This window comes from Streptomyces sp. NPDC014676 (genome assembly GCF_043084105.1).
Lineage (GTDB): Bacteria > Actinomycetota > Actinomycetes > Streptomycetales > Streptomycetaceae > Streptomyces.
Window position 1 is genome coordinate 211,047 of sequence record NZ_JBIBZI010000003.1, and the last position, 18,441, is coordinate 229,487.

Annotated in this window: 16 protein-coding genes and 1 pseudogene; 6 read left to right on the top strand and 11 right to left on the bottom strand. The window is 75.8% G+C overall.

Annotated features, from left to right (window positions below; genetic code table 11):
* The first annotated feature begins 86 nt into the window (after positions 1-86).
* Both ACF1DX_RS09735 and ACF1DX_RS09740 read left to right on the top strand, forming a co-directional pair.
* Positions 87-767 (top strand): hypothetical protein, encoded by a 681-nt coding sequence (locus ACF1DX_RS09735; RefSeq protein ID WP_391790652.1) that lies wholly within the window; start codon positions 87-89, stop codon positions 765-767.
* A gap of 17 nt (positions 768-784) precedes the next feature.
* A pseudogene (locus ACF1DX_RS09740) lies at positions 785-1,021 on the top strand (N-acetyltransferase); the annotation flags it as partial.
* Here the strand turns inward: ACF1DX_RS09740 and ACF1DX_RS09745 are convergent.
* Both ACF1DX_RS09745 and ACF1DX_RS09750 read right to left on the bottom strand, forming a co-directional pair.
* A complete protein-coding gene (locus ACF1DX_RS09745) occupies positions 1,018-2,631 on the bottom strand; it encodes an AMP-binding protein (protein ID WP_391790653.1) in 1,614 nt (537 codons plus the stop codon). The pseudogene ACF1DX_RS09740 and the gene ACF1DX_RS09745 sit on opposite strands and share 4 nt — an antisense overlap.
* The gene (locus ACF1DX_RS09750) at positions 2,628-4,301 is read right to left on the bottom strand and encodes an AMP-binding protein (RefSeq protein ID WP_391790654.1); all 1,674 of its coding nucleotides are present in this window, start codon (positions 4,299-4,301) and stop codon (positions 2,628-2,630) included. The genes ACF1DX_RS09745 and ACF1DX_RS09750 overlap by 4 nt, the downstream gene beginning before the upstream one ends.
* 150 nt (positions 4,302-4,451) lie before the next feature.
* Here ACF1DX_RS09750 and ACF1DX_RS09755 point away from each other — a divergent pair, with 150 nt between their 5' ends.
* The 3 genes from ACF1DX_RS09755 to ACF1DX_RS09765 all read left to right on the top strand — a co-directional run bounded on the left by ACF1DX_RS09755 (position 4,452) and on the right by ACF1DX_RS09765 (position 9,323).
* The gene (locus tag ACF1DX_RS09755; RefSeq protein WP_391791176.1) at positions 4,452-5,288 is read left to right on the top strand and encodes a response regulator transcription factor; all 837 of its coding nucleotides are present in this window, start codon (positions 4,452-4,454) and stop codon (positions 5,286-5,288) included.
* 156 nt (positions 5,289-5,444) lie between these two features.
* On the top strand, positions 5,445-8,255 hold the full coding sequence (locus ACF1DX_RS09760; RefSeq protein ID WP_391790655.1) for an AAA family ATPase: 2,811 nt from the start codon (positions 5,445-5,447) through the stop codon (positions 8,253-8,255).
* 276 nt (positions 8,256-8,531) lie between these two features.
* Positions 8,532-9,323, top strand: coding sequence for a S1 family peptidase (locus tag ACF1DX_RS09765; RefSeq protein WP_391790656.1), 792 nt, complete (start codon positions 8,532-8,534; stop codon positions 9,321-9,323).
* Between the two features lie 101 nt (positions 9,324-9,424).
* Here ACF1DX_RS09765 and ACF1DX_RS09770 read toward each other — a convergent pair whose 3' ends face one another.
* The gene (locus ACF1DX_RS09770; protein ID WP_391790657.1) at positions 9,425-10,519 is read right to left on the bottom strand and encodes a winged helix DNA-binding domain-containing protein; all 1,095 of its coding nucleotides are present in this window, start codon (positions 10,517-10,519) and stop codon (positions 9,425-9,427) included.
* A gap of 101 nt (positions 10,520-10,620) precedes the next feature.
* Between ACF1DX_RS09770 and ACF1DX_RS09775 the strand changes: the two genes are divergently transcribed.
* Positions 10,621-11,550 (top strand): polysaccharide pyruvyl transferase family protein, encoded by a 930-nt coding sequence (locus ACF1DX_RS09775; protein WP_391791177.1) that lies wholly within the window; start codon positions 10,621-10,623, stop codon positions 11,548-11,550.
* A gap of 113 nt (positions 11,551-11,663) precedes the next feature.
* Here ACF1DX_RS09775 and ACF1DX_RS09780 read toward each other — a convergent pair whose 3' ends face one another.
* The 8 genes from ACF1DX_RS09780 to ACF1DX_RS09815 all read right to left on the bottom strand — a co-directional run bounded on the left by ACF1DX_RS09780 (position 11,664) and on the right by ACF1DX_RS09815 (position 18,417).
* A complete protein-coding gene (locus ACF1DX_RS09780) occupies positions 11,664-12,560 on the bottom strand; it encodes a glycosyltransferase family 2 protein (protein ID WP_391790658.1) in 897 nt (298 codons plus the stop codon).
* Positions 12,557-13,432, bottom strand: a complete 876-nt coding sequence (locus tag ACF1DX_RS09785; RefSeq protein ID WP_391790659.1) for a glycosyltransferase family 2 protein — start codon at positions 13,430-13,432, stop codon at positions 12,557-12,559. The genes ACF1DX_RS09780 and ACF1DX_RS09785 overlap by 4 nt, the downstream gene beginning before the upstream one ends.
* Before the next feature lie 82 nt (positions 13,433-13,514).
* On the bottom strand, positions 13,515-14,501 hold the full coding sequence (locus ACF1DX_RS09790) for a glycosyltransferase family 9 protein (protein ID WP_391790660.1): 987 nt from the start codon (positions 14,499-14,501) through the stop codon (positions 13,515-13,517).
* A complete protein-coding gene (locus ACF1DX_RS09795; protein WP_391790661.1) occupies positions 14,498-14,698 on the bottom strand; it encodes a hypothetical protein in 201 nt (66 codons plus the stop codon). Before ACF1DX_RS09795 ends, ACF1DX_RS09790 begins: the two co-directional genes overlap by 4 nt.
* Positions 14,695-15,645: a glycosyltransferase gene (locus ACF1DX_RS09800; protein WP_391790662.1), complete on the bottom strand. Its 951-nt coding sequence runs from the start codon at positions 15,643-15,645 to the stop codon at positions 14,695-14,697. The genes ACF1DX_RS09795 and ACF1DX_RS09800 overlap by 4 nt, the downstream gene beginning before the upstream one ends.
* Positions 15,642-16,631 carry a glycosyltransferase family 9 protein gene (locus ACF1DX_RS09805; protein WP_391790663.1) on the bottom strand — a complete coding sequence of 330 codons (990 nt, stop codon included), beginning with the start codon at positions 16,629-16,631 and terminating at the stop codon, positions 15,642-15,644. The genes ACF1DX_RS09800 and ACF1DX_RS09805 overlap by 4 nt, the downstream gene beginning before the upstream one ends.
* Positions 16,628-17,416 (bottom strand): HAD-IIIA family hydrolase, encoded by a 789-nt coding sequence (locus ACF1DX_RS09810; RefSeq protein ID WP_391790664.1) that lies wholly within the window; start codon positions 17,414-17,416, stop codon positions 16,628-16,630. The genes ACF1DX_RS09805 and ACF1DX_RS09810 overlap by 4 nt, the downstream gene beginning before the upstream one ends.
* Positions 17,413-18,417, bottom strand: a complete 1,005-nt coding sequence (locus ACF1DX_RS09815; RefSeq protein ID WP_391790665.1) for a glycosyltransferase family 2 protein — start codon at positions 18,415-18,417, stop codon at positions 17,413-17,415. The genes ACF1DX_RS09810 and ACF1DX_RS09815 overlap by 4 nt, the downstream gene beginning before the upstream one ends.
* Between the last annotated feature and the right edge of the window lie 24 nt (positions 18,418-18,441).

Genomic DNA, 18,441 nt, shown 5'->3' on the forward strand with positions numbered 1-18,441 from the left:
AGGCCGTCAAGAGAGCCGCAACTGCCGGACATCCGCGGGCGGGAGGAGGACGATGGACCGGCTTCGAGAACTCCGGGAGTGGACCCATGTCCGAGAGCCTTCCGGTGCGCTGCCCCGCCTGTCGGCGCTCGCACCGCTACACGGCACCGGCGTACCCCTGCGCCTGTGGTGCGCCCGTCGCCGCGCCGCTGGACCCCGACCGCGTGCCGGCCGCCGTCGGGCACCGCTCGTGGCGCGAGGAGTGGGTCACCGTCCGGTGCGACAGCTGCGGCACGCGCGGTGAGTGGCCACAGCCGGAACTGGGCTGCCCCTGCGGGACGGTGCTGCGCATCCCGGTCGTGGGCGAGCGGGCGGACGCGCAGGCCGGCGGAGGGTCGCGGCGGCCCGCCGTCCCCACCGTGCCGATCCGCACCGCGCGCGACGCGGTCACGGCCGCCGTGCTGCATCTGCGCCGGCTCGGCCACGAGGACGTCCGCCGCACCGGCCGGCACTCCCCCTCCGGTGTCGAACTGGCGGGCCGCGGCGTCCTCGCCCAGGTCGGCCCGTCGGCGCGTCCGGTGACCCCGCGGGACGTGGAGTGCCTGTGGCTGACGGCGATGACCGAGTCCGCCGTCTGCCGGTACTTCACCGTCGCCGGGTACACCGAGGAGGCGCGGGCCCGCGCCGACACGCTGGACGTCCCGCTGTTCCTGCTCGGCCCCGCCGGCGCCCCGCGGCCGGTGAACGGCCCCGCCGAGGCGCTGGACGCCGACGGGGCGTCGACTTGACCCGGTCCTGAAGGACCGTCTCGCGCCGGGCCCGGGGAACAGGCGTCGGCGGCGCGCCGATGGCGGAGACGGTGCGCCGGCGGGTGCGCGGGCCGGGTGACATCGGGGTGGTCACCTTCGGGGCCGGCCACCCCGGCGCCGTCGCCGGCGACGCCCGTGTCTTCCGCGAGCGGCTCGGCTTCACCCCCGCCGAGGCCGCCGCTCCGGGTCCGGAGGGCGGCTCACGGCAGGTCTTCCGGCGGACCCTCGCCTAGTCGCCGGCCGCGTACCGCTCCCGCAGTTCCACCTTGCGCACCTTCCCGGACACCGTCATCGGGAAGGCGTCGAGGAGCCGGAGCCGGCTCGGGATCTTGTAGTGGGCGAGGCGGTCCGCGCAGAAGGCGCGCAGTTCCTCCAGGGTGAGCGGGTCGGCCGGATCGCGCGGGATGACACAGGCGAGCACCTCCTCGCCGTACCGCTCGTGCGCGACCCCGACGACCTGGACGTCCGCGATCTTCGGGTGGGCGTAGAGGAACTCCTCGACCTCGCGCGGGTAGATGTTCTCCCCGCCCCGGATGATCATGTCCTTGATGCGGCCGACGATCTCCACGTAGCCGTCCTCGCGCATCACCGCGAGGTCCCCGGTGTGCATCCAGCGGCCCGCGTCGACGGCCTCGGCGGTCTTCTCGGGCTCGTTCCAGTAGCCGAGCATCACGCTGTAGCCGCGGGTGCACAACTCCCCCGCGCTGCCACGCGGTTGCGTCACCCCGGTGGCCGGGTCGACGACCTTGACCTCGATGTGCGGCAGCACCCGGCCGACGGTGCCGGTGCGGTGCTCCAGGTCGTCGTCCATGCGGGTCTGGAGCGACACGGGAGACGTCTCGGTCATGCCGTAGCAGATGGAGACCTCCTCCATGTGCATCTCGGCGACCACCCGCTTCATCACCTCCACCGGGCACGGCGAGCCCGCCATGATGCCGGTGCGCAGCGAGGTGAGGTCGTACGACGCGAAGCCGGGCAGGTTCAGTTCGGCGATGAACATGGTGGGGACGCCGTAGAGCGAGGTGCAGCGCTCCCGCTGGACGGCCTCCAGGGTGGCCTCCGGCTCGAAGGAGGGGGCCGGGATGACGATGCAGGCGCCGTGGGAGGTGGCGCCCAGGTTGCCCATGACCATGCCGAAGCAGTGGTAGAACGGCACCGGCAGGCAGACGCGGTCCTGTTCGGTGTAGCCGACGGTGCGGCCCACCCAGTAGCCGTTGTTGAGGATGTTGTGATGGGAGAGCGTGGCGCCCTTCGGGAAGCCCGTGGTGCCCGAGGTGTACTGGATGTTGACCGGGTCGTCGCAGCTCAGCCCGGCGGCGATCTCGTCGAGTCGCTCGGCGGGGACGGCGGACGCGCCCGCGGCCAGCGCGTCCCAGGACGGGTCGCCGATGTGGACGGTCTCCCGCAGCTCGGGGCAGGCTCCCCGCACCTGGTCCACCAGTGCCCGGTAGTCGCTGCCCTTGTGGGCGAGCGAGGAGACCAGCAGCGAGATGCCGGACTGCTTGAGCACGTACTCCAGCTCGTGCGCCCGGTAGGCCGGGTTGATGTTCACCATGATGACGCCGATGCGGGCGGTGGCGTACTGCACCAGGACCCACTCGGGGCAGTTGACCGCCCAGATGCCGACCCGGTCGCCCTTCTCGACGCCCTTCGCCAGCAGTCCGCGCGCCACCTCGTCGACGGCGGCGCCGAACTCGGCGTAGGTCCAGCGCCGTCCGGACGGTACGTCGACGAGGGCCTCGCGGTCGGGCCACGCGGCGACGGCCCGGCCGAGGTTGGCGCCGATGGTGTCGCCGAGCAGCGGGGTCCCGCTGGTTCCGTGCGTGTAGGAGAGCGCGGTCACCGGAAGTCCTCCTCGCGGTACTCGTCGGTGGAGCCGGCGGCCGTGGCCTCGCGCAGCTCGATGCGGCGGATCTTGCCGGAGACGGTCTTGGGCAGCTCGCCGAACTCCAGGCGGCGGATCCGCTTGTAGGGGGCGAGCGTCTCGCGGGAGTGCTCGAAGAGCACCTTCGCGGTGTCCGGGCCGGGCTGCCAGCCCTCCGCGAGCACGATGTACGCCTTGGGGACGGCCAGCCGCAGTTCGTCCGGGGCGGGCACGACGGCCGCCTCGGCGACCGCCTCGTGCTCCAGCAGGGCGCTCTCCAGCTCGAAGGGGCTGATCTTGTAGTCGCTCGCCTTGAAGACGTCGTCCGCGCGGCCGACGTAGGTGATGTATCCGTCCTCGTCGCGGGAGCCGATGTCGCCCGTCCGGTAGTAGCCGCCGGCCATCGCCTCGGCCGTGCGGTCCGGGTCGCCGTGGTAGCCGGTCATCAGGCCCACCGGGCGGTCGGAGAGGTCCAGGGCGATCTCGCCCTCGGCGGCGCCGGGCGCGCCGGAGACCGGGTCGAGGAGTTCGACGCGGTAGCCGGGGCTGGGGCGGCCCATGGAGCCGGTCTTGAGGACCTGGCCGGGGCTGTTGGAGACCTGGACGGCGGTCTCGGTCTGGCCGAAGCCGTCCCGGATGGTGACGTTCCAGGCGCGCCGGACCTGCTCGATGACCTCGGGGTTGAGCGGCTCGCCGGCGGCGACGACCTCGCGGGGCGGGGTGCGCAGCAGGCCCAGGTCGGCCTGGATGAGCATGCGCCACACGGTCGGCGGGGCGCAGAAGGTGGTGACGCCGGCCTTGTCCATCTCGGCCATCAGGCGGGGCGCGTCGAAGCGGGTGTAGTTGTGCAGGAAGACGGTCGCCTCGGCGTTCCACGGGGCGAACAGGTTGGACCAGGCGTGCTTGGCCCAGCCGGGCGAGGAGATGTTGAGGTGCACGTCGCCGGGGCGCAGGCCGATCCAGTACATGGTCGCCAGGTGGCCGATCGGGTACGAGGTGTGGGTGTGCTCGACCAGCTTGGGGCGGGCGGTGGTCCCGGAGGTGAAGTACAGCATCAGGGGGTCGTCGGCGAGGGTGGGTCCGTCGGGCGCGAAGTGCTCGGCGGCGCCGTAGGCGTCCGTGTACGGCTGCCAGTTCCCGCCCGGCCCCTCCCCCACGGCGATCCGGGTGTAGTCGCCGGGCACCTCGTCGAACTTCGCGGTGTCGGCGGCGCGCGCGATCACATGGCGGACGCGGCCCCGCTCGACGCGGTCGCGCAGGTCGGCGGGGCCGAGCAGCGGGGTGGCCGGGATGACCACGGCGCGCAGTTTCATCGCGGCGAGGGCGGTCTCCCACAGCTCGGCCTGGTTGCCGAGCATGACCAGCACGCGGTCCTCGGCGCGCACGCCCCGCTGCCGCAGCCAGGTGGCGACCTGGTCGGAGCGGCGGGCCAGGGCGGCGAAGGACAGCCGGGTCTCGTCGCCGTCCTCCTCGACGAGGTGCAGGGCGGTGCGGTCGTTGCCGTCCGCGATCACGTCGAACCAGTCGAGCGCCCAGTTGAACCGGTCGGGCCGGGGCCAGGCGAAGTCCCGGTGGGCGGTGGCGTAGTCCTCGCGGTGTTCCAGCAGGAAGTCCCGGGCCCTGCGGAACGCCTCCGTCGCCGTCGTCATCTGCTCCTCCTCGTACCGGACCGTGCCGGACCATTGCCGGGCGGCTCTTCCCCATCGTGTAATCCGTGATGCGTGTCTCACTACCCCCGAACGGGGGTGTGCGCCGCGCGGAGGCCGTGGTGAAGGGGCGAACAGGTGACAGCTGACCCGATGAGGGCGGGCGACGCGGTGGAGATCCGCGGGGCGCTGGCCCGGCTGCGGCGCGCGACCGGGCTGCCGGTCGCCTTCGGCGGACTGGTGGAGCCCGGCCGGCGGCAGGTGCGCATCAGCGAGCTGAGCGGCACCGCGACGCCCGCGCTGAGCGCGCTCGCGGTGACCTCGGGCAACGGTCTGGGCGGCAAGGCGGTGGCGCTCGCCCGGCCGTGCGCGGTGACGGACTACTCCGTCTCGCGGCGGATCAGCCACGAGTACGACGTCCCGGTCGCCGCCGAGGGCCTGCGCGCCGTCGTCGCCGTACCGGTGGTCGTACGGCGACGGGTGCGGGCCGTGCTCTACGGCGCCCTGCGCGCGGCGCACCCCCTGGGCGACCGCACGCTCGGCGCGGCGGTCCAGGCGGCGCGGGACGTGGAGCAGGCGCTGGTGGTGCGGGAGGAGGCGGCGGCGCTGGTGGCGGCGGCCGGTCCAGGGATGGCCGATCCGGCGGCCGGGGTGGCCGGGGCGGCCCGGGAGCAGGTGCGGGAGGCGCACGCGGCGCTGCGGGCGCTGGCGCCGCGCATCGCGGACCCCGTGCTGCGGGCCGAGCTGCTCCGGGCGTGCGCCCTGCTCACCGCGGACACCGCGCCGGCCGCGGCGGTGCGGCTCGCGCCCCGGGAGGTGGACGTGCTCGCCTGTGTGGCGGCGGGGGCGACCAATGGCGTGGCTGCGGAGCGGCTGGGGGTGACGGCCGAGACCGTCAAGGCGTATCTGCGGTCAGCGATGCGGAAGCTGGGGGTGCGCACCCGGGGGCAGGCCGTGGTCGCGGCCCGCCGGACGGGGTGGTTGCCGTAGGTTTGCGGTGTTTTCCCGAGACGGGTATTACCAGCGGTACGACGGTGGATTTCACCGTCGCCCGGTCCGCTGTAATTTGCCTCACTACACGGTCCGCCCGGAATTAAGGAGCCTGTTGCCTAATATTGGCCAGGACACGCCACACGGAGGGGAGCGGTGACCGTGCGACGGGACTTCAAGGAGCCTGGCAGAAGCCGCCCCGACCTGGTCATAGGCCGGGAGGAGCTGTACTCGCAGGCGCGGGAGCAGCTCGCCCGTGGGGGCAGCGTGCTGCTGCACGGGCCCGCGGGAATAGGAAAATCGACCGTGCTGCGGGCACTCGCGGCGGAAAACGCCGGTGCGGCGGGGACGGTGTTGCGCTGCTCCGCCACGGAGTCCGAATCCCATCTTCCGTTCCTGGCGCTGGCCGATCTGTTCGGTCTGGTCCTCGACAAGGTGTCCGTCCGGCTGCCCGCCGCCCAGCGCACCGCCCTGGAGTCGGCGCTCACCGGGCGCGGCGAGTCCACCCTCCAGCGGGACGGCCTCGCGCTGCGTCTCGCGGTGCTGTCCATGCTGCGGGCGCTGGCCGCCGAGGGGCCGGTCCTCATCGTCGCCGACGACCTCCAGTGGCTGGATTCCGCCAGTGCCGAGCTCCTCGGCTTCGCCGCCCGGCGGCTCGGCGACAGCCCGGTGCGGATGCTGTGCGCGGTGCGCACGGACGGCGAGGAGTACGACCGCCATCTGCGCGCCTGCCCGCCTGACACGCTCGCGGTGCGGCTGGGCCCGTTCTCCCGGACCCAGGTGTCCGCGCTCCTCGACCACCGCGGCTACACCGCCCTGTCCCGCTCCACCGCCCGGGACATCCACCGCACCAGCGGCGGCAACCCGCTGTTCGCCCTCGAACTGGGCCGCGCCCTCGCCGAGAGCCCCACCCGGCCCAGACCGGGCGAGCCGCTGCCGGTGCCGACCTCGCTGCGGGCCCTGGTGCTGAGCCGCCTGGAGATGCTGTCGGACGAGGCGCGCCGCACCCTGCTGGTGGCCAGCGCGGGCGCCCGCCCCACCCTGGCGCTGCTGCGCGCGGCCGGCCGGGAGAACGCCGAGGCGGAGACGGCACAGGCCGCCGCCCTCGGGCTGCTGGCGACGGACTCCGAGGAGCCGGCGCTGCGGTTCGCGCATCCGCTGATCTCGGCCGCCCTGTACGCGGAGGCCCCGGCGCGGGAACGACGGGCCGTGCACACGGCGCTGTCCACGGCGGCCTCCGACCCCATCGAGCGGGCCCGGCACCTGGCGCTGGCCGCCACCGGCCCCGACCCTCAGGTGGCGGCCCGGCTCGCCGAGGCCGCCGCGCTGTCCCGGGACCGCGGGGCACCCTCGGTCGCCGCCTCGCTCGGGCTGCTCGCCGCCCGGCACACCCCGGCCGACGGCGATCCCGGCCCCGACGAGCGGCGGCTCCAGGCCGCCGAGGACGCGATCACCGCCGGCGAGGTCGACCTGGCCCGGGACATAGCGCGCGAGGTGCTGACCCGGGCGACGGTGCCGGCCGAGCGGGTGCGGGCGTGGATGGTGGTCATCGAGGCGGCCGGGCAGGCGCTCGGCGAGGTCGACGCCGTCTTCCCGCAGGTGCTGGCCGACGCCGGCGACGACCCCCGGCTGCTGGCCCTGGTCCACTACCAGCTCGCCTGGCGGGAGGTGGTGGTCGACGGCGACTTCGCCAAGTCCCGCCAGGAGGCCGCGCACGCCGCGGAGCTGGCCGCGCGGGGCGGCGACCGGCGCACCGAGCTGATGGCGCTGGCCTTCCAGTCGTCCACCGAGACCCTGATGGGCCACCCCGACGCCCCCGCGACCATCCAGCGGGCGCTCCAGGAGCCCCAGGACCCCGACGTGGCCTGCCACCACAACGGCGCCGCGATGGCGAGGTTCCGCTGGCTGCTGATGAGCGACCAGCTCCCGCAGGCCCGTACGGCCATCACGGCGCTGCTGCGGGAGGCGCGGCGGCGCGGCATGGTGGAGAGCGAGGTGCACTTCTCGCGGCTGCTCGCCGACACCGAACTGCGCTTCGGACACTGCGGCCGGGCCCTGGACCTGGCCCGCGAGAGCCTGCGGCTGGCCCGGGACTCCGGGATCGGCGAGAGCGCCTCGGCCATGCTCGCCGCCCTCGCGGAGACATCGGGCGGGGACGTGGAACGGGCGCTGACACTGGCCCGCGAGGCGGCGGACCACGCCGAGGTGGACGGCGACCAGTTGTACCTCTCCCTCGCCCTGGCCGCCCTCGGGTACGCCCAGTTGGTGGCGGGGGACGCGCAGGCCGCGGTCCGTTCGCTGCGCCGGGTGCGGGAGCTGGAGCAGGGCATGGGCGTCAGCGACCCGGCGCGGGGCCGCTGGCAGGGCGACCTCGCCGAGGCGCTGGTACGCATCGGCGAGCCCGGCGAGGCGCAGGAACTCATCGACGTCACCCGGGTGCACGCGCTGCGCCTGAACCGCGCGAGCGTCCTCGCGGTGCTCGACCGCGCCGAGGCGCTGGTGCGCGCGGCACGCGGTGAACACCAGGCGGCGTACGCACAGTTGGCGTCGGCGCAGGAGCGGCTCGCCAAGCTGGGGTACGGCCTGGAGGAGGCGCGGGCCGCCTTCGCGCTGGCCCGGCTGCGCGGGCGGGGCCCGGCGCCGGCGGCGTACGACGAGGCCGCCCGGCTGTTCCGGCGCTGCCGCGCGCTGCCGTGGCTGCGCCAGGTGGAGCGGGCGGTGGCCGCCGGCCCCACGGAGCCGGAGACCGTGCCCGCCGCCGCGCCGGGCGCCCTGGACGGGCTGGCCGCGATGGAACGGCAGGTCGCCGCGCTGGTGATGGAGGGCGCCACCAACCGGGAGATCGCCGGGCGGCTGTTCATCAGCGTCAAGACCGTCGAGGCGACCCTCACCCGGGTCTACCGCAAGCTGGGGATCCGCTCACGGGTCGACATCGTCCGCCTGGCGGCGGGCCGTCGCACCACGTAGCGCCGCGGGACACCACCGAGGCGCCACCGGATCACCACCGGGGCGGACGGACCACCGGATCACCACCGAGGCGAGTGGACCGCCGGATCGCCACCGGGGCGACCGAGGGTTTTCCCTGCCCCAACTCCCCTAGGGGGTTCCCTCATTGGGACGATCGCGCTCCGGACCGTAGCGTAACGGCGTGCCGCCCGCCGGGCACACGGGGGCCTGTCCCGAGACCCCCGTGCTCGACCCCCACCCCGCGCGACCCCCCACCGGCAACCCGTGAGGAGACCCATGTCCGGGCTCACCCGTGCCAAGAAGGCCGCCGCCGTCTGTGCGGCCACCGCTGCCGCCGCCGCGACGGCGCTGATCGCCGCCCCCTCCGCCGTCGCCGCCCCGCAGCCGATCGTCGGCGGTACGACGACCACGACGTCCGCGTACCCGTTCATGATGCAGATCACCGACGCCTCGCAGAACCAGTTCTGCGGCGGCACGCTCGTCTCGCCCACCAAGGTGGTCACGGCCGCGCACTGCATGGTCGGCGAGACCACGAGCAGCGTGCGCGTGGTCGGCGGGCGCACCTACCTCAACGGCACCAACGGCACGGTCGCCAGAGTCAGCCGGATATGGATCCACCCCAGCTACCGGAGCGTCACCCGGGGCGACGACGTGGCCGTGCTGACCCTGTCGACGTCGATGCCGTACAGCACGGCGTCCTACGTGTCCTCCTCCGACACCTCGGTGTACGCGGCCGGCACGACCGCCCGCATCATCGGCTGGGGCACCACCTCCGCCGGCGGCAGCTCCTCCAACCAGCTGCGCACCGCGACCGTGCCGACCGTCTCCGACACGAGCTGCCGCGGCTCCTACGGCAGCCGGTACGTGCAGAGCGACATGGTGTGCGCCGGCTACTCCTCCGGCGGGGTGGACACCTGCCAGGGCGACAGCGGCGGACCGCTGCTGATCGGCGGCCGGCTGGCGGGGATCACCTCCTGGGGCGACGGCTGCGCGGCGGCCGGCTACCCGGGCGTCTACACCCGGCTGACCACGTTCTCCGCGGACGTGACGGCACAGGTCAACGGGTGACGGACACCCCCGTGAATTCCTGAGTACCCCTCGGGTGACAGACCAGGGGGCGTTGCGAGCTTCCACGAGCAGCCCGCAACGCCCCCTCTCCATGCCCGCGTTCACCCCCGTACGGTCCCGAGGCGGATGTCGTACGCCGTCCCCGGGTGCATCACGCGGAGCATCCGCTCCCCCTCCGCGACGACCTCGTCCCACTGCCGCCCGCCGAGCCGGCCGAACGGCTCGACGACGAGGGCGTGTTCGTCCAGCCGCCACAGCCCCGCCAGGAACCCGTCGACGAGGAGGGTGCGGTGGGCGGTGTTGCCCTGCCAGTGGCGGCCCCGGTACTCGGGCGGTACGACGCGGGTGCGGTCGGCGTGGGAGAGGAGCAGGTTGTCGAACTCGGGCAGGAAGCGGGGCGGGGCGGGGGTGTCCGGGCCGGGGCGGGGCGCGTCCGGGAGGTCGAAGAGCTCGGTGCCGGTTTCGTCGCGGAAGGTGACGAGGTCCGGGCGGAGGCGTTCGAAGGCCTCGCGCAGCCTGGTCAGTCCGGCCCAGGTCTGCATGTCCTTCACGGAGGCCGGGCCGAAGGCGGCGAGGTAGCGCAGCACGGTGGCGTCCGGTGCCGGCATCGGCTCGGCGGGCTCGCCCAGCCAGTGCTCGGCGGTGGTGAGCGTGACCTGGCCGCTGCGGCCCCACAGTCCGCGCGGGGTGATCTGCACCAGGGGGAGTGTGCAGCGGGCGGCGACGGAGAGGGACTGCGGGTCGGCGTCGGGCCACTCCTTCAGCAGGGCCTCGCGCAGCTGCTTCATGGTGCGCGGTTCCGCCTCGACGAGTTCCCGGGCGAGGGCGGCGAGCCGGTCCAGGTCGACGCCCGTGAGCCCCTTGCGGAACTGGGTCAGCTCGCGGTCGCGGGCGGGCTGCACCAGGGGCCGCAGGGTGAGGCAGTCGCGGGCGGTGTGGGTGTGGATGGTCGAGCGCAGGGTGACGATGCGGGCGACCGCGCGGCCGGCCATCGGCCGGGACAGCGCCTCGGGTGTGAAGCCGTCGAGGCGGGCGGCGAGCGCGTAGTAGGGCGGTTTGACGTTCTGCGCCTGGAGACCGACGAGGTGCCCGACCGCGTCCTCGGCGGACATCGGTGAGCGGCGCAGCAGCAGTTGCCGTGCGAGGGTGGCCCGGTTCAGCGCCCGTGTGCCGAGCGTCTGCTTCGTCGTCGTCATGCCCGCACGCTAGCGGCCATCGAGGTCGGATCCTGTCCTCGATGGCCGTCGGCGTGCGGTGCTGATTGCCTCCCGCCGGAGCGGGGCACTCGGTGCGCACTGTGTACGGACGAGAGCGTTCGGGGCCGCGCAGGGTCCTGCTGACCGGGTGGTTCAGCTTCCGCGACGGGGAGGCGACCGCCGGGGACGTGCTGGCGCTGCGCCGTGTGGAGGAGGTGCTGCGGGGCGCCGGGATGGCGTACGACGTCGTGTGGAGCCCCGGTTTCCTGCCGGAGGCGCCGCACTTCGACGACGTACGGCCCGGCGACTACTCGCACCTGGTGTTCGTGTGCGGGCCGCTGCACGGACCGCAGGTCGAGGAGCTGCACCGGCGCTTCGCGCACTGCGTGCGGATCGCCGTGGGGACGTCGGTGATCGACCCGGGCGACGCGGCCGTGACCGGCTTCCACCGCGTGCTGGCGCGGGACGCCCCCGGCAGCGAGCCGTCCGAGGACCTGGCGGCCCGCGCCCCGGCGCTGCCCGCGCGGCCCGTGGTCGGGGTGGTCCTCACCCACGGGCAGCGGGAGTACGGGGAGCAGCGGCGGCACGGGCAGGTCGCGGAGCGGGTGACGGGCTGGCTGGCCGGGAAGGACTGTGCCCGGCTGGAGCTGGAGACCCGGCTGGACACCCGTGACTGGCATCTGAGCGCGACTCCGGCACAGGTGCAGTCGGTGCTGGCCCGGCTCGACCTCGTCGTCACCGACCGGCTGCACGGGCTGGTGCTGGCGCTGCGGGTCGGCACGCCGGTACTGGCGGTGGACCCGGTGGCGGACGGTGCGAAAGTGACCGCGCAGGCCCGGGCCTGCGGCTGGCCCGCGCTGCTCGCCGCCGAGCAGGTGGACGCGCGCCGGCTGGACCGGTGGTGGTACTGGTGTCTGACCTCGGGCCGGGTGGCCGCCCGGCAGGTGCGCGACGCGTTCCGCGAGGGCCGGGTGCCGGACGGGGCGGACCGGCTGGTGGAGGTGCTGGCGCCGCGTGCCGGCGCCGGTTAGGCGGTTAGGCGGGCCCGCCGAGGTCTCCGGGGTCTCCGGGGTCTCCGGCCAGGACGCCGGCACGGCCGCCGACGAGGAACCGCGGGAGGGCGAGGGCCTGCGCGGCCGCGGGCTCAGCCGGTGTAGCGGCGGGCCGTGGAGGCGCGTTGGGCGGGTTCCAGGAGGCGCAGGCGGGACTCGACCTCGTCCGGCAGGACCCGGCGTTCACGCAGGACCCAGGGCAGGGCGGCGGCGGCCTCGGCGAAGGCGCGCAGGGAGGCGGTGTCGCGGGGGACGGTGCGGGCCAGGTGCAGGGTGCGGCGCAGGGCGGAACGGGCCGGGCGGCGCAGCCAGGTGAACCACAGGGTGTTGCGGAGGCCGTGCGTCCGGCGCAGGGTGGCGTCCCGCACGGCCGACGCCTGGTGGTGGACCGTCAGGTGATCGGCGTAGGTGAGCCACCAGCCGTCGGCCGCCAGGTCGGCGGCCAGCAGTTCCTCCTCGCCGCCGAGCCAGAGGCGCGGGTGGAAGCCGCCCGCGGCGCGGAAGGCGCCGGTGCGCAGGACGGTCGCGGCGGCCAGGAAGGAGCCGAGGGCCGGGCCGGGCAGCCAGGGCGGGCCGGGGACGGGCGATTCGCGCAGTTCGCGGACGATCGGGTCGTCGGTGCCGTCCGGTTCGACGATGATCCGCGCCGTGACCGAGCCGAGCGCGGGGTGCCGGTCGAGCAGGTCGGCGGCGCCGGCGAGGGAGCCGGGCGACCACCAGGAGTCGTCGTCGCAGAAGGCGACGTACGGCGTACGGACGTCCCGTACGGCGAGATTGCGGCCGACGGCGCCGAGGTTGCGGCCGGGGCGCAGCAGGCGGACGTCCGGGTGGCGGCGGGCGACGGCGTCCGCGGTGCCGTCGGTGGAGCCGTTGTCGGTGACGGTCACCGGCGGTTCCTCGGGGAGGGCGGCGAGTTCGGCGAGGGTGCGCAGCAGTTCGGGGCGCCGGTTGTGGGTGATGACGACGACGGTCGTACGGGGGTCGGTCATGCGGCCGTCCTCTCCGGTTCCAGCAGCCGGGCGGCCCGTTCCACGTGCGGGGGCAGCGGCCTGCGCTCGCGCAGGGCCGCCGGCAGGCGGGCGAGGGCCTCCCGCAGGGCGCGCCGGGCCTGGTCGTCGCCGCGCGCCTCGGCCGCGAGGGCCCCGGTGCGGGCGAGGGCGTACGGGACGGGGCGGCGCAGCCAGGCGGTCAGGACCGCGTTGCGGCGCTGGAGCGCCGGGCGGCGGGGGCGGTCCACGGGGGCGGGGTGGTGGTGGGCGACGACGTCGGGGCAGTGGGTGACGCCCCAGCCGCGTGCGGCCAGGTCGTAGGCGAGCAGGGTCTCCTCGCCGCCGAAGAACAGCAGCCGGTGGAAACCGCCCGCGTCGAGATAGGCGTACCGGCGGACGACGGCACCGCAGGCGAGGAAGCCGAGCACCTGGGTGCCGGGGAGGTCGGTGGCCGGGCCGAGGGGGGAGCCGGCGAGGACGTCGTTGAGCGGGTCGGGGTCGGCGGCCGGGCCGACGAGGGTACGGGCGGCGATCAGGCCGAGCCGGGGGTGGGCGTCGAACAGCCCGGCCGCCCGGCCGAGGGCGCCGGGCGCCCACCAGGAGTCGTCGTCGCTGAACGCCACGTACGGGGTGTCGAGGACGCGGGCCCCGTGATTACGGGCGAGCGCCCCGTGGTTGACGGGCAGTGCCAGCACCCGCACCTCGGGGAAGTCCCGGGCGATCACGGCACGGGTGCCGTCGGTGGAGGCGTTGTCGACGACGAGGATCTCGGGCCGCTCGGGCAGGGAGCACAACTGCCGGAGGGTGACGGCGAGCCGCTCGCAGCGGTCTCGGGTGGCGATGACGACGCCGAGCGGCGGGTGATCGGTCATGGTGCGTGCTCCCTTCCCCCGGTCGGCCCCGTACCGGGGACGGTCCCCGGCGGTACCCGTCCGCGGTCCGCGGGCGGGACGGTCACGGTGTGGCTCCTCGTGCCGGGGGCCGGTCGCCGGGCAGTCGGCCGAGGGCGTGCAGGACCTCGGCGGGGGTGATGCGCAGGAGGGCCGGGTCGGGGCGGTCGGCGTGGGGGTCGCCCGGGGGGCCGTGCCACAGGGTGATGTGGCGGGGGTGTGCGGGCGGGCCCCACCGGGCGGGCGGGACGGGGCCGAAGAGGGTGACCGTCGGGATGGCGTGGGCGACCGCCAGGTGGGCGATGCCGGTGTCGCCGCTGACGACGGCGCGGGCGCCGGCGACGAGCGCGGAGAGCCGGTCGAAGGGCAGGCCGCCGGCGAGGACGTCGGTGTCGGGCAGCCGGGCCTCCTTGGCGAGCCGGGCCACCAGCTCGTCCTCGTCGGCTCCCCCGGTGACCACCACCCGCAGCCCGCGTTCGCGCAGGGCCCCGGCGACGGTCGCGTACCGCTCCACGGGCCAGCACCGCGCGGGCGCCCCCGCGCCGGGGTGCAGGACGACGGCGCCGGGGGCGGGGGACGCGGCGTGCGGGCGGGGCAGCAGCAGGTCGGCGGGGTCGGCGTCGATGCCGTACGAGCGCAGCAGCCGGCACCAGCGGTCCCGTTCGTGTTCGTCCTCGTACCAGGGCGGGCCCTCGATCTCCGGGGTCCGCGGGTGCGCGAACGCGAGCAGTCGCAGGGGGCGCAGGTCCTGCAGCAGGCGGTGGCTGGGCGGCCCGTTGCCGTGCAGGTCCACGGCGACGTCCGGGGGCGGGCCGGTCCAGTCGAGGGTGCAGGGCACGGCCCGTCCGGGCGCGGCGGCGGGCAGCACCCGGTCGACCGCTCCCGTGGCGCGGGCGGCCGGCGCGAGCGCGGCGGGTGCCGCCAGGACGAGTTCGTGTCCGGGGAACCCCCGCCGCAGCGCCCGCAGCGCGGGGACCCCGGCGAGCAGATCGCCGAGCCCGAGGGCCCGCAGGACCAGGACCCGTGGCCGCTGTGCGCGCGTTTCCTTCATCGCGGGGTCTCCGTGGCGCGGGGCGGCGGGCCGGTGGAGGGGCGGCCGTCCGGGTACGGCGGGAGGACCGTCCGGTCGTCCCGCTCCGCCGGCAGGGGCGCCTCGGGCGGGCCGGACAGGGGGTGTCCGGAGGTGCCCCCGTCGAGGACGGCGTCGGCGGGCGGGCCCGCGTGTCCGGACACCGGGGCGGTCCTCATCGGGTCACCTCCTTCAGCAGCCGCTCCCAGTCGTCCAGGAAGCGGGGCAGTCCGTAGCGGGCGAGCGCCGCGGCGCGGGCGCGCTCACCGGTGCGGCGGGCGTGCGCCGGGTCGGTGACGAAGTCCCGTACGGCGTCGGTCAGGACGTCGACGCGGTTGGACACCACACCGGCGCCGGGCGGTACGGCCTCGGTGACCTCGGTGGTGGCGAGGGCGACGACGGGCATGCCGAGGTGCATCGCCTCCAGCAGGGACAGGCCGAGGGAGGTCCAGCGCACGGGGTGGACGTAGACCCGGCGGCGGGCCAGCGCCCCGTGCAGGTCCGCCTGGGTCAGTTCGTACGAGCGGCAGCGTTCGGGGGGCAGGCCGAGCCGGCCGGCGAGGCCCTCGGTCTTCATGCCGAAGACGTCGAGGGGCGCGGCGCCGGCGAAGGCCGGCAGCAGGTCGGTGCCGGTGGTACGGCCGCGCCGTACCGGTTCGTTGACGACGACGGCGGCGTGCGGGAGTTCGCCGGTCCACAGCGGTCCGGGGTCGACGATGCCGTGTTCGACGACGGTCGTGGGGATGCCCCGGTCGTCCCACATCAGGCGGTTGAAGTGGGTGACGTGGACGAGGGTGACGCCGGGGATGTCCGCGGCGGGGTGGCGGGTGTCGGGCACGTCGCCGTGCGGGGCGTTGTGCTCCAGGTAGACGAGCGGCGGGCGGCGGCCCAGCCACCGGTCCACCAGGGCGAGTTCGTGGGGCCGTTGCAGGACGACGACGTCGATGTCCTCCTCGCGCAGGCGCTCCGGGGGGACCTCGACGACCGAGTCGGGCCAGTCGAAGGTGCGGGCGCGGCCGAGTCCGTCGGGTCCGCGGTCCGGGGTGACGGGGACGACGTAGGTGTGCGGGCCCCGCACGAAGGCCGTGGTCCACGACCCGTGCACATGCCACAGCAGGATCCTCATGCCACCTCCACGAGCTTGTCGACCGCCGCGACGACGTCGAGCGCGGTCACGGTGTCCAGGCAGGGATGGCCGGGTACGGGGCAGCGCCGGGCGCGGGTCCCGGCGCACGGCGCGTCCTGGTCGCCGAGCAGCACGTACGGCACCCCGTACGGCCGCCAGCGCTCGGCGGGGACGACCGGCGCGAACAGGGACACCACCGGGGTGTCGACGGCGGCGGCGAGATGGGCGGGGCCGGTGTTGCCGGTGACCACGCAGGCGGCCCCGGCGAGCACACCGGCGAGTTCGGCGGCTCCGGTACGGCCGCCGAGGTCGACGGCCCGGCCGCCGGCGACGTACGCGGTCAGGTCCCGTTCCCCCGCGCCGCCGGTGACGACCACCCGGCGTCCGGCGGCGGCCAGTTCGCGCACCGCCTGCGCGCAGCGGTCGGGGCTCCAGGCGCGGGCGGGCACGCTGGCGCCCGGGTGGACGACGACGTACTCCCCGGGTCCGGTCAGTGCCCCGGTCTCGGGCGGCGGGAGCACCCGCAGCCGTCCGTCGTCGACCCGGGGGAAACCGGCGGCCTCGGCGAGGTCGAGCGCGGCCTCGGCCTCGTGGGCGTGGGGGGCGCGGTGGTGGCGTACGTCGAGGAGGGAGCCGGGGTGGTCCTCGCTGTCGGCGGCGATGAAGCGGACGCCGGCCAGGCGCAGGAGGAGCGCGGTGGGCAGCGGTGACTGGTGGAAGGAGGTGAGGATCAGCGCGCTGTCGGCGTCGACGGCGGCGACGATGCCGTCGATCTCCTCCCGGCTGACGGCGGGCGGCTGGAAGCCGGTCCACGGCGAGTCCCAGACGAGCACCTCGTCCACGCCGGGCAGCAGCCGCGCGGCGGGCGCCCCGTGCGGCCCGCACAGCAGGGTCACGGTGTCGGCCCGGGCGGCGACGGCCCGCACGGCGGGCCCGGCGAGCAGCACGTCGCCGAAGCTGTCGAGCCGGGTGACGAGGGCTTTCACACGGGCCTCCCCCGCGGCGCGCGCTCCGCGCCGGGGCCGGCCGGGGGCGCCGGCACGTCACGGGCGGGGCCGGCCGGACGGCGGACACCGGCGGGCGCCGGGCCGGCCGGGACCCCTCGCTCGCCGGAGGCGGGGCCGGCCGGGCGGCCTTCCGCGTCCGTCCCGGCGGCGGCCGGGGGGCCGGCCTCGTCCGGGCCCGCGCTCCCCGGCGGCGCTTCCCCGGCCGGGCCGGTGGGCGGTGGGGAGGCCGCGGTCCCGTCCCACGGTGGGGTGCTCAGGAGCAGGTGTACCGCTGTCATGAGGTCCGGGGCCACGTGGGGGGCCGCGGAGGTCTCCTCGGGGCGGGTCTGCGGGGTGGGGACGAGGAGGGCGTGGGCTCCGGCGCGGTGCGCGGCCTCCACGTCGGCGCCGATGTCACCGATGACGACGCAGTCGGCCGGGTCCGTACGGAGGCGGCCGGCGGCCCGGAGGATCATGCCCGGCCGGGGTTTGCGGCAGGGGCAGCCGTCGTCGGGGCCGTGCGGGCACACGGCCCAGACGTCGAAGGGGCCGAGGAGTTCCTCGACGCGCCGGTTGACGCGGCGGGCGTCGGCCTCGGTGAGCAGTCCGCGCGCGATGCCGGACTGGTTGGTGACGACGCCGGTGCGGATGCCGCGGGCGCGGAGCGCGTCGAGTGCCTCGCGGGCGCCGTCGACGGGCCGTACCCGGCCGGGGTCGGCGTTGTAGGGGACGTCGTGGACCAGCGTGCCGTCGCGGTCGAACAGCACCGCCTTCACCGGGCTCATCGGGCCGCCTCCTGCCAGGCCGGGGCGTTGCAGTGGCGCCAGGCCCCGGCCAGCCGGTGCCAGGTCGCGGCGGGCGGGATGACGACGCTGGTGGCCAGTACGGTCGTCACCTCGTCGCGGGTGCGCGGCCCGGGCACGATGCGGGCGCGGGCGAACTCGGCGGTTCCGGCGGCCCAGCCGAGCGCGCAGGCGGTGGCCGCCCGGCGGTGCCCGGCGGCGGCGAGGGCGCAGGCGGCGGCGCCGGCGGCGGTGATCGCGGTGTGCCGGCGGATCCGGCCGCGCGGCGCGACCGCCTTGTCCCACCAGTCGGGGCCGTGCAGGTGCCGCATCAGGGCGTCGTCGGCGTTGCCGCGCTGCTGCCCCACCGACGCCCAGCGGGACGCGGGGCGCACCGGGTGCAGCGTGGTGCGGCGGCCCTTGCGGATGCGCCAGCCGGCGTCGAGGAGGCGCAGCGCGAGGTCGGCGTCCTCGCGGAAGGCGCGGGGGAAGCGTTCGTCGAAGCCGCCGACCTGCCGGAGGGCCTCGGTGCGGTAGGCCATGTCGGCGGTGGTCCAGCGGGCCCGGGTGAGTCCCGCGGTACCGCGTTCCCAGTCGGTGGGGCGGCGTTCGCCGGGCAGCGGCACGGTGATGACGCCCTGGACGCCCGCGGTGTCGGGGGCCGCCTCCTCGAGGTCCTGGACGAGCTGCGCGCACCAGTGCGGCCCCACCTGGACGTCGTCGTCGAGGAAGGCGACCCAGGGCGCGGTGACGGTGCGCAGCCCGGTGTTGCGTGCGGCGGCGGGCCCCCGGCCTCCGGTGGCGACGGTGGTGGTGCGTTCGCGCAGGTCGCCGAGGACGGTCAGCGCGTGGGCCAGCGCGTCGGGCGCGGGGTCGGGGTCGGGCCGGTCGTCGACGAGGACGATCTCGTCGGGGCGCGGCCCGCGCGCCGCGGCCAGCGCGGCGAGGCAGTCGGCGAGGGTGTCCCGCAGCAGGGTGGGGACCACGACGGCGTAGGACGTCATCCGGACGCCCTCCCCCCGCGCACC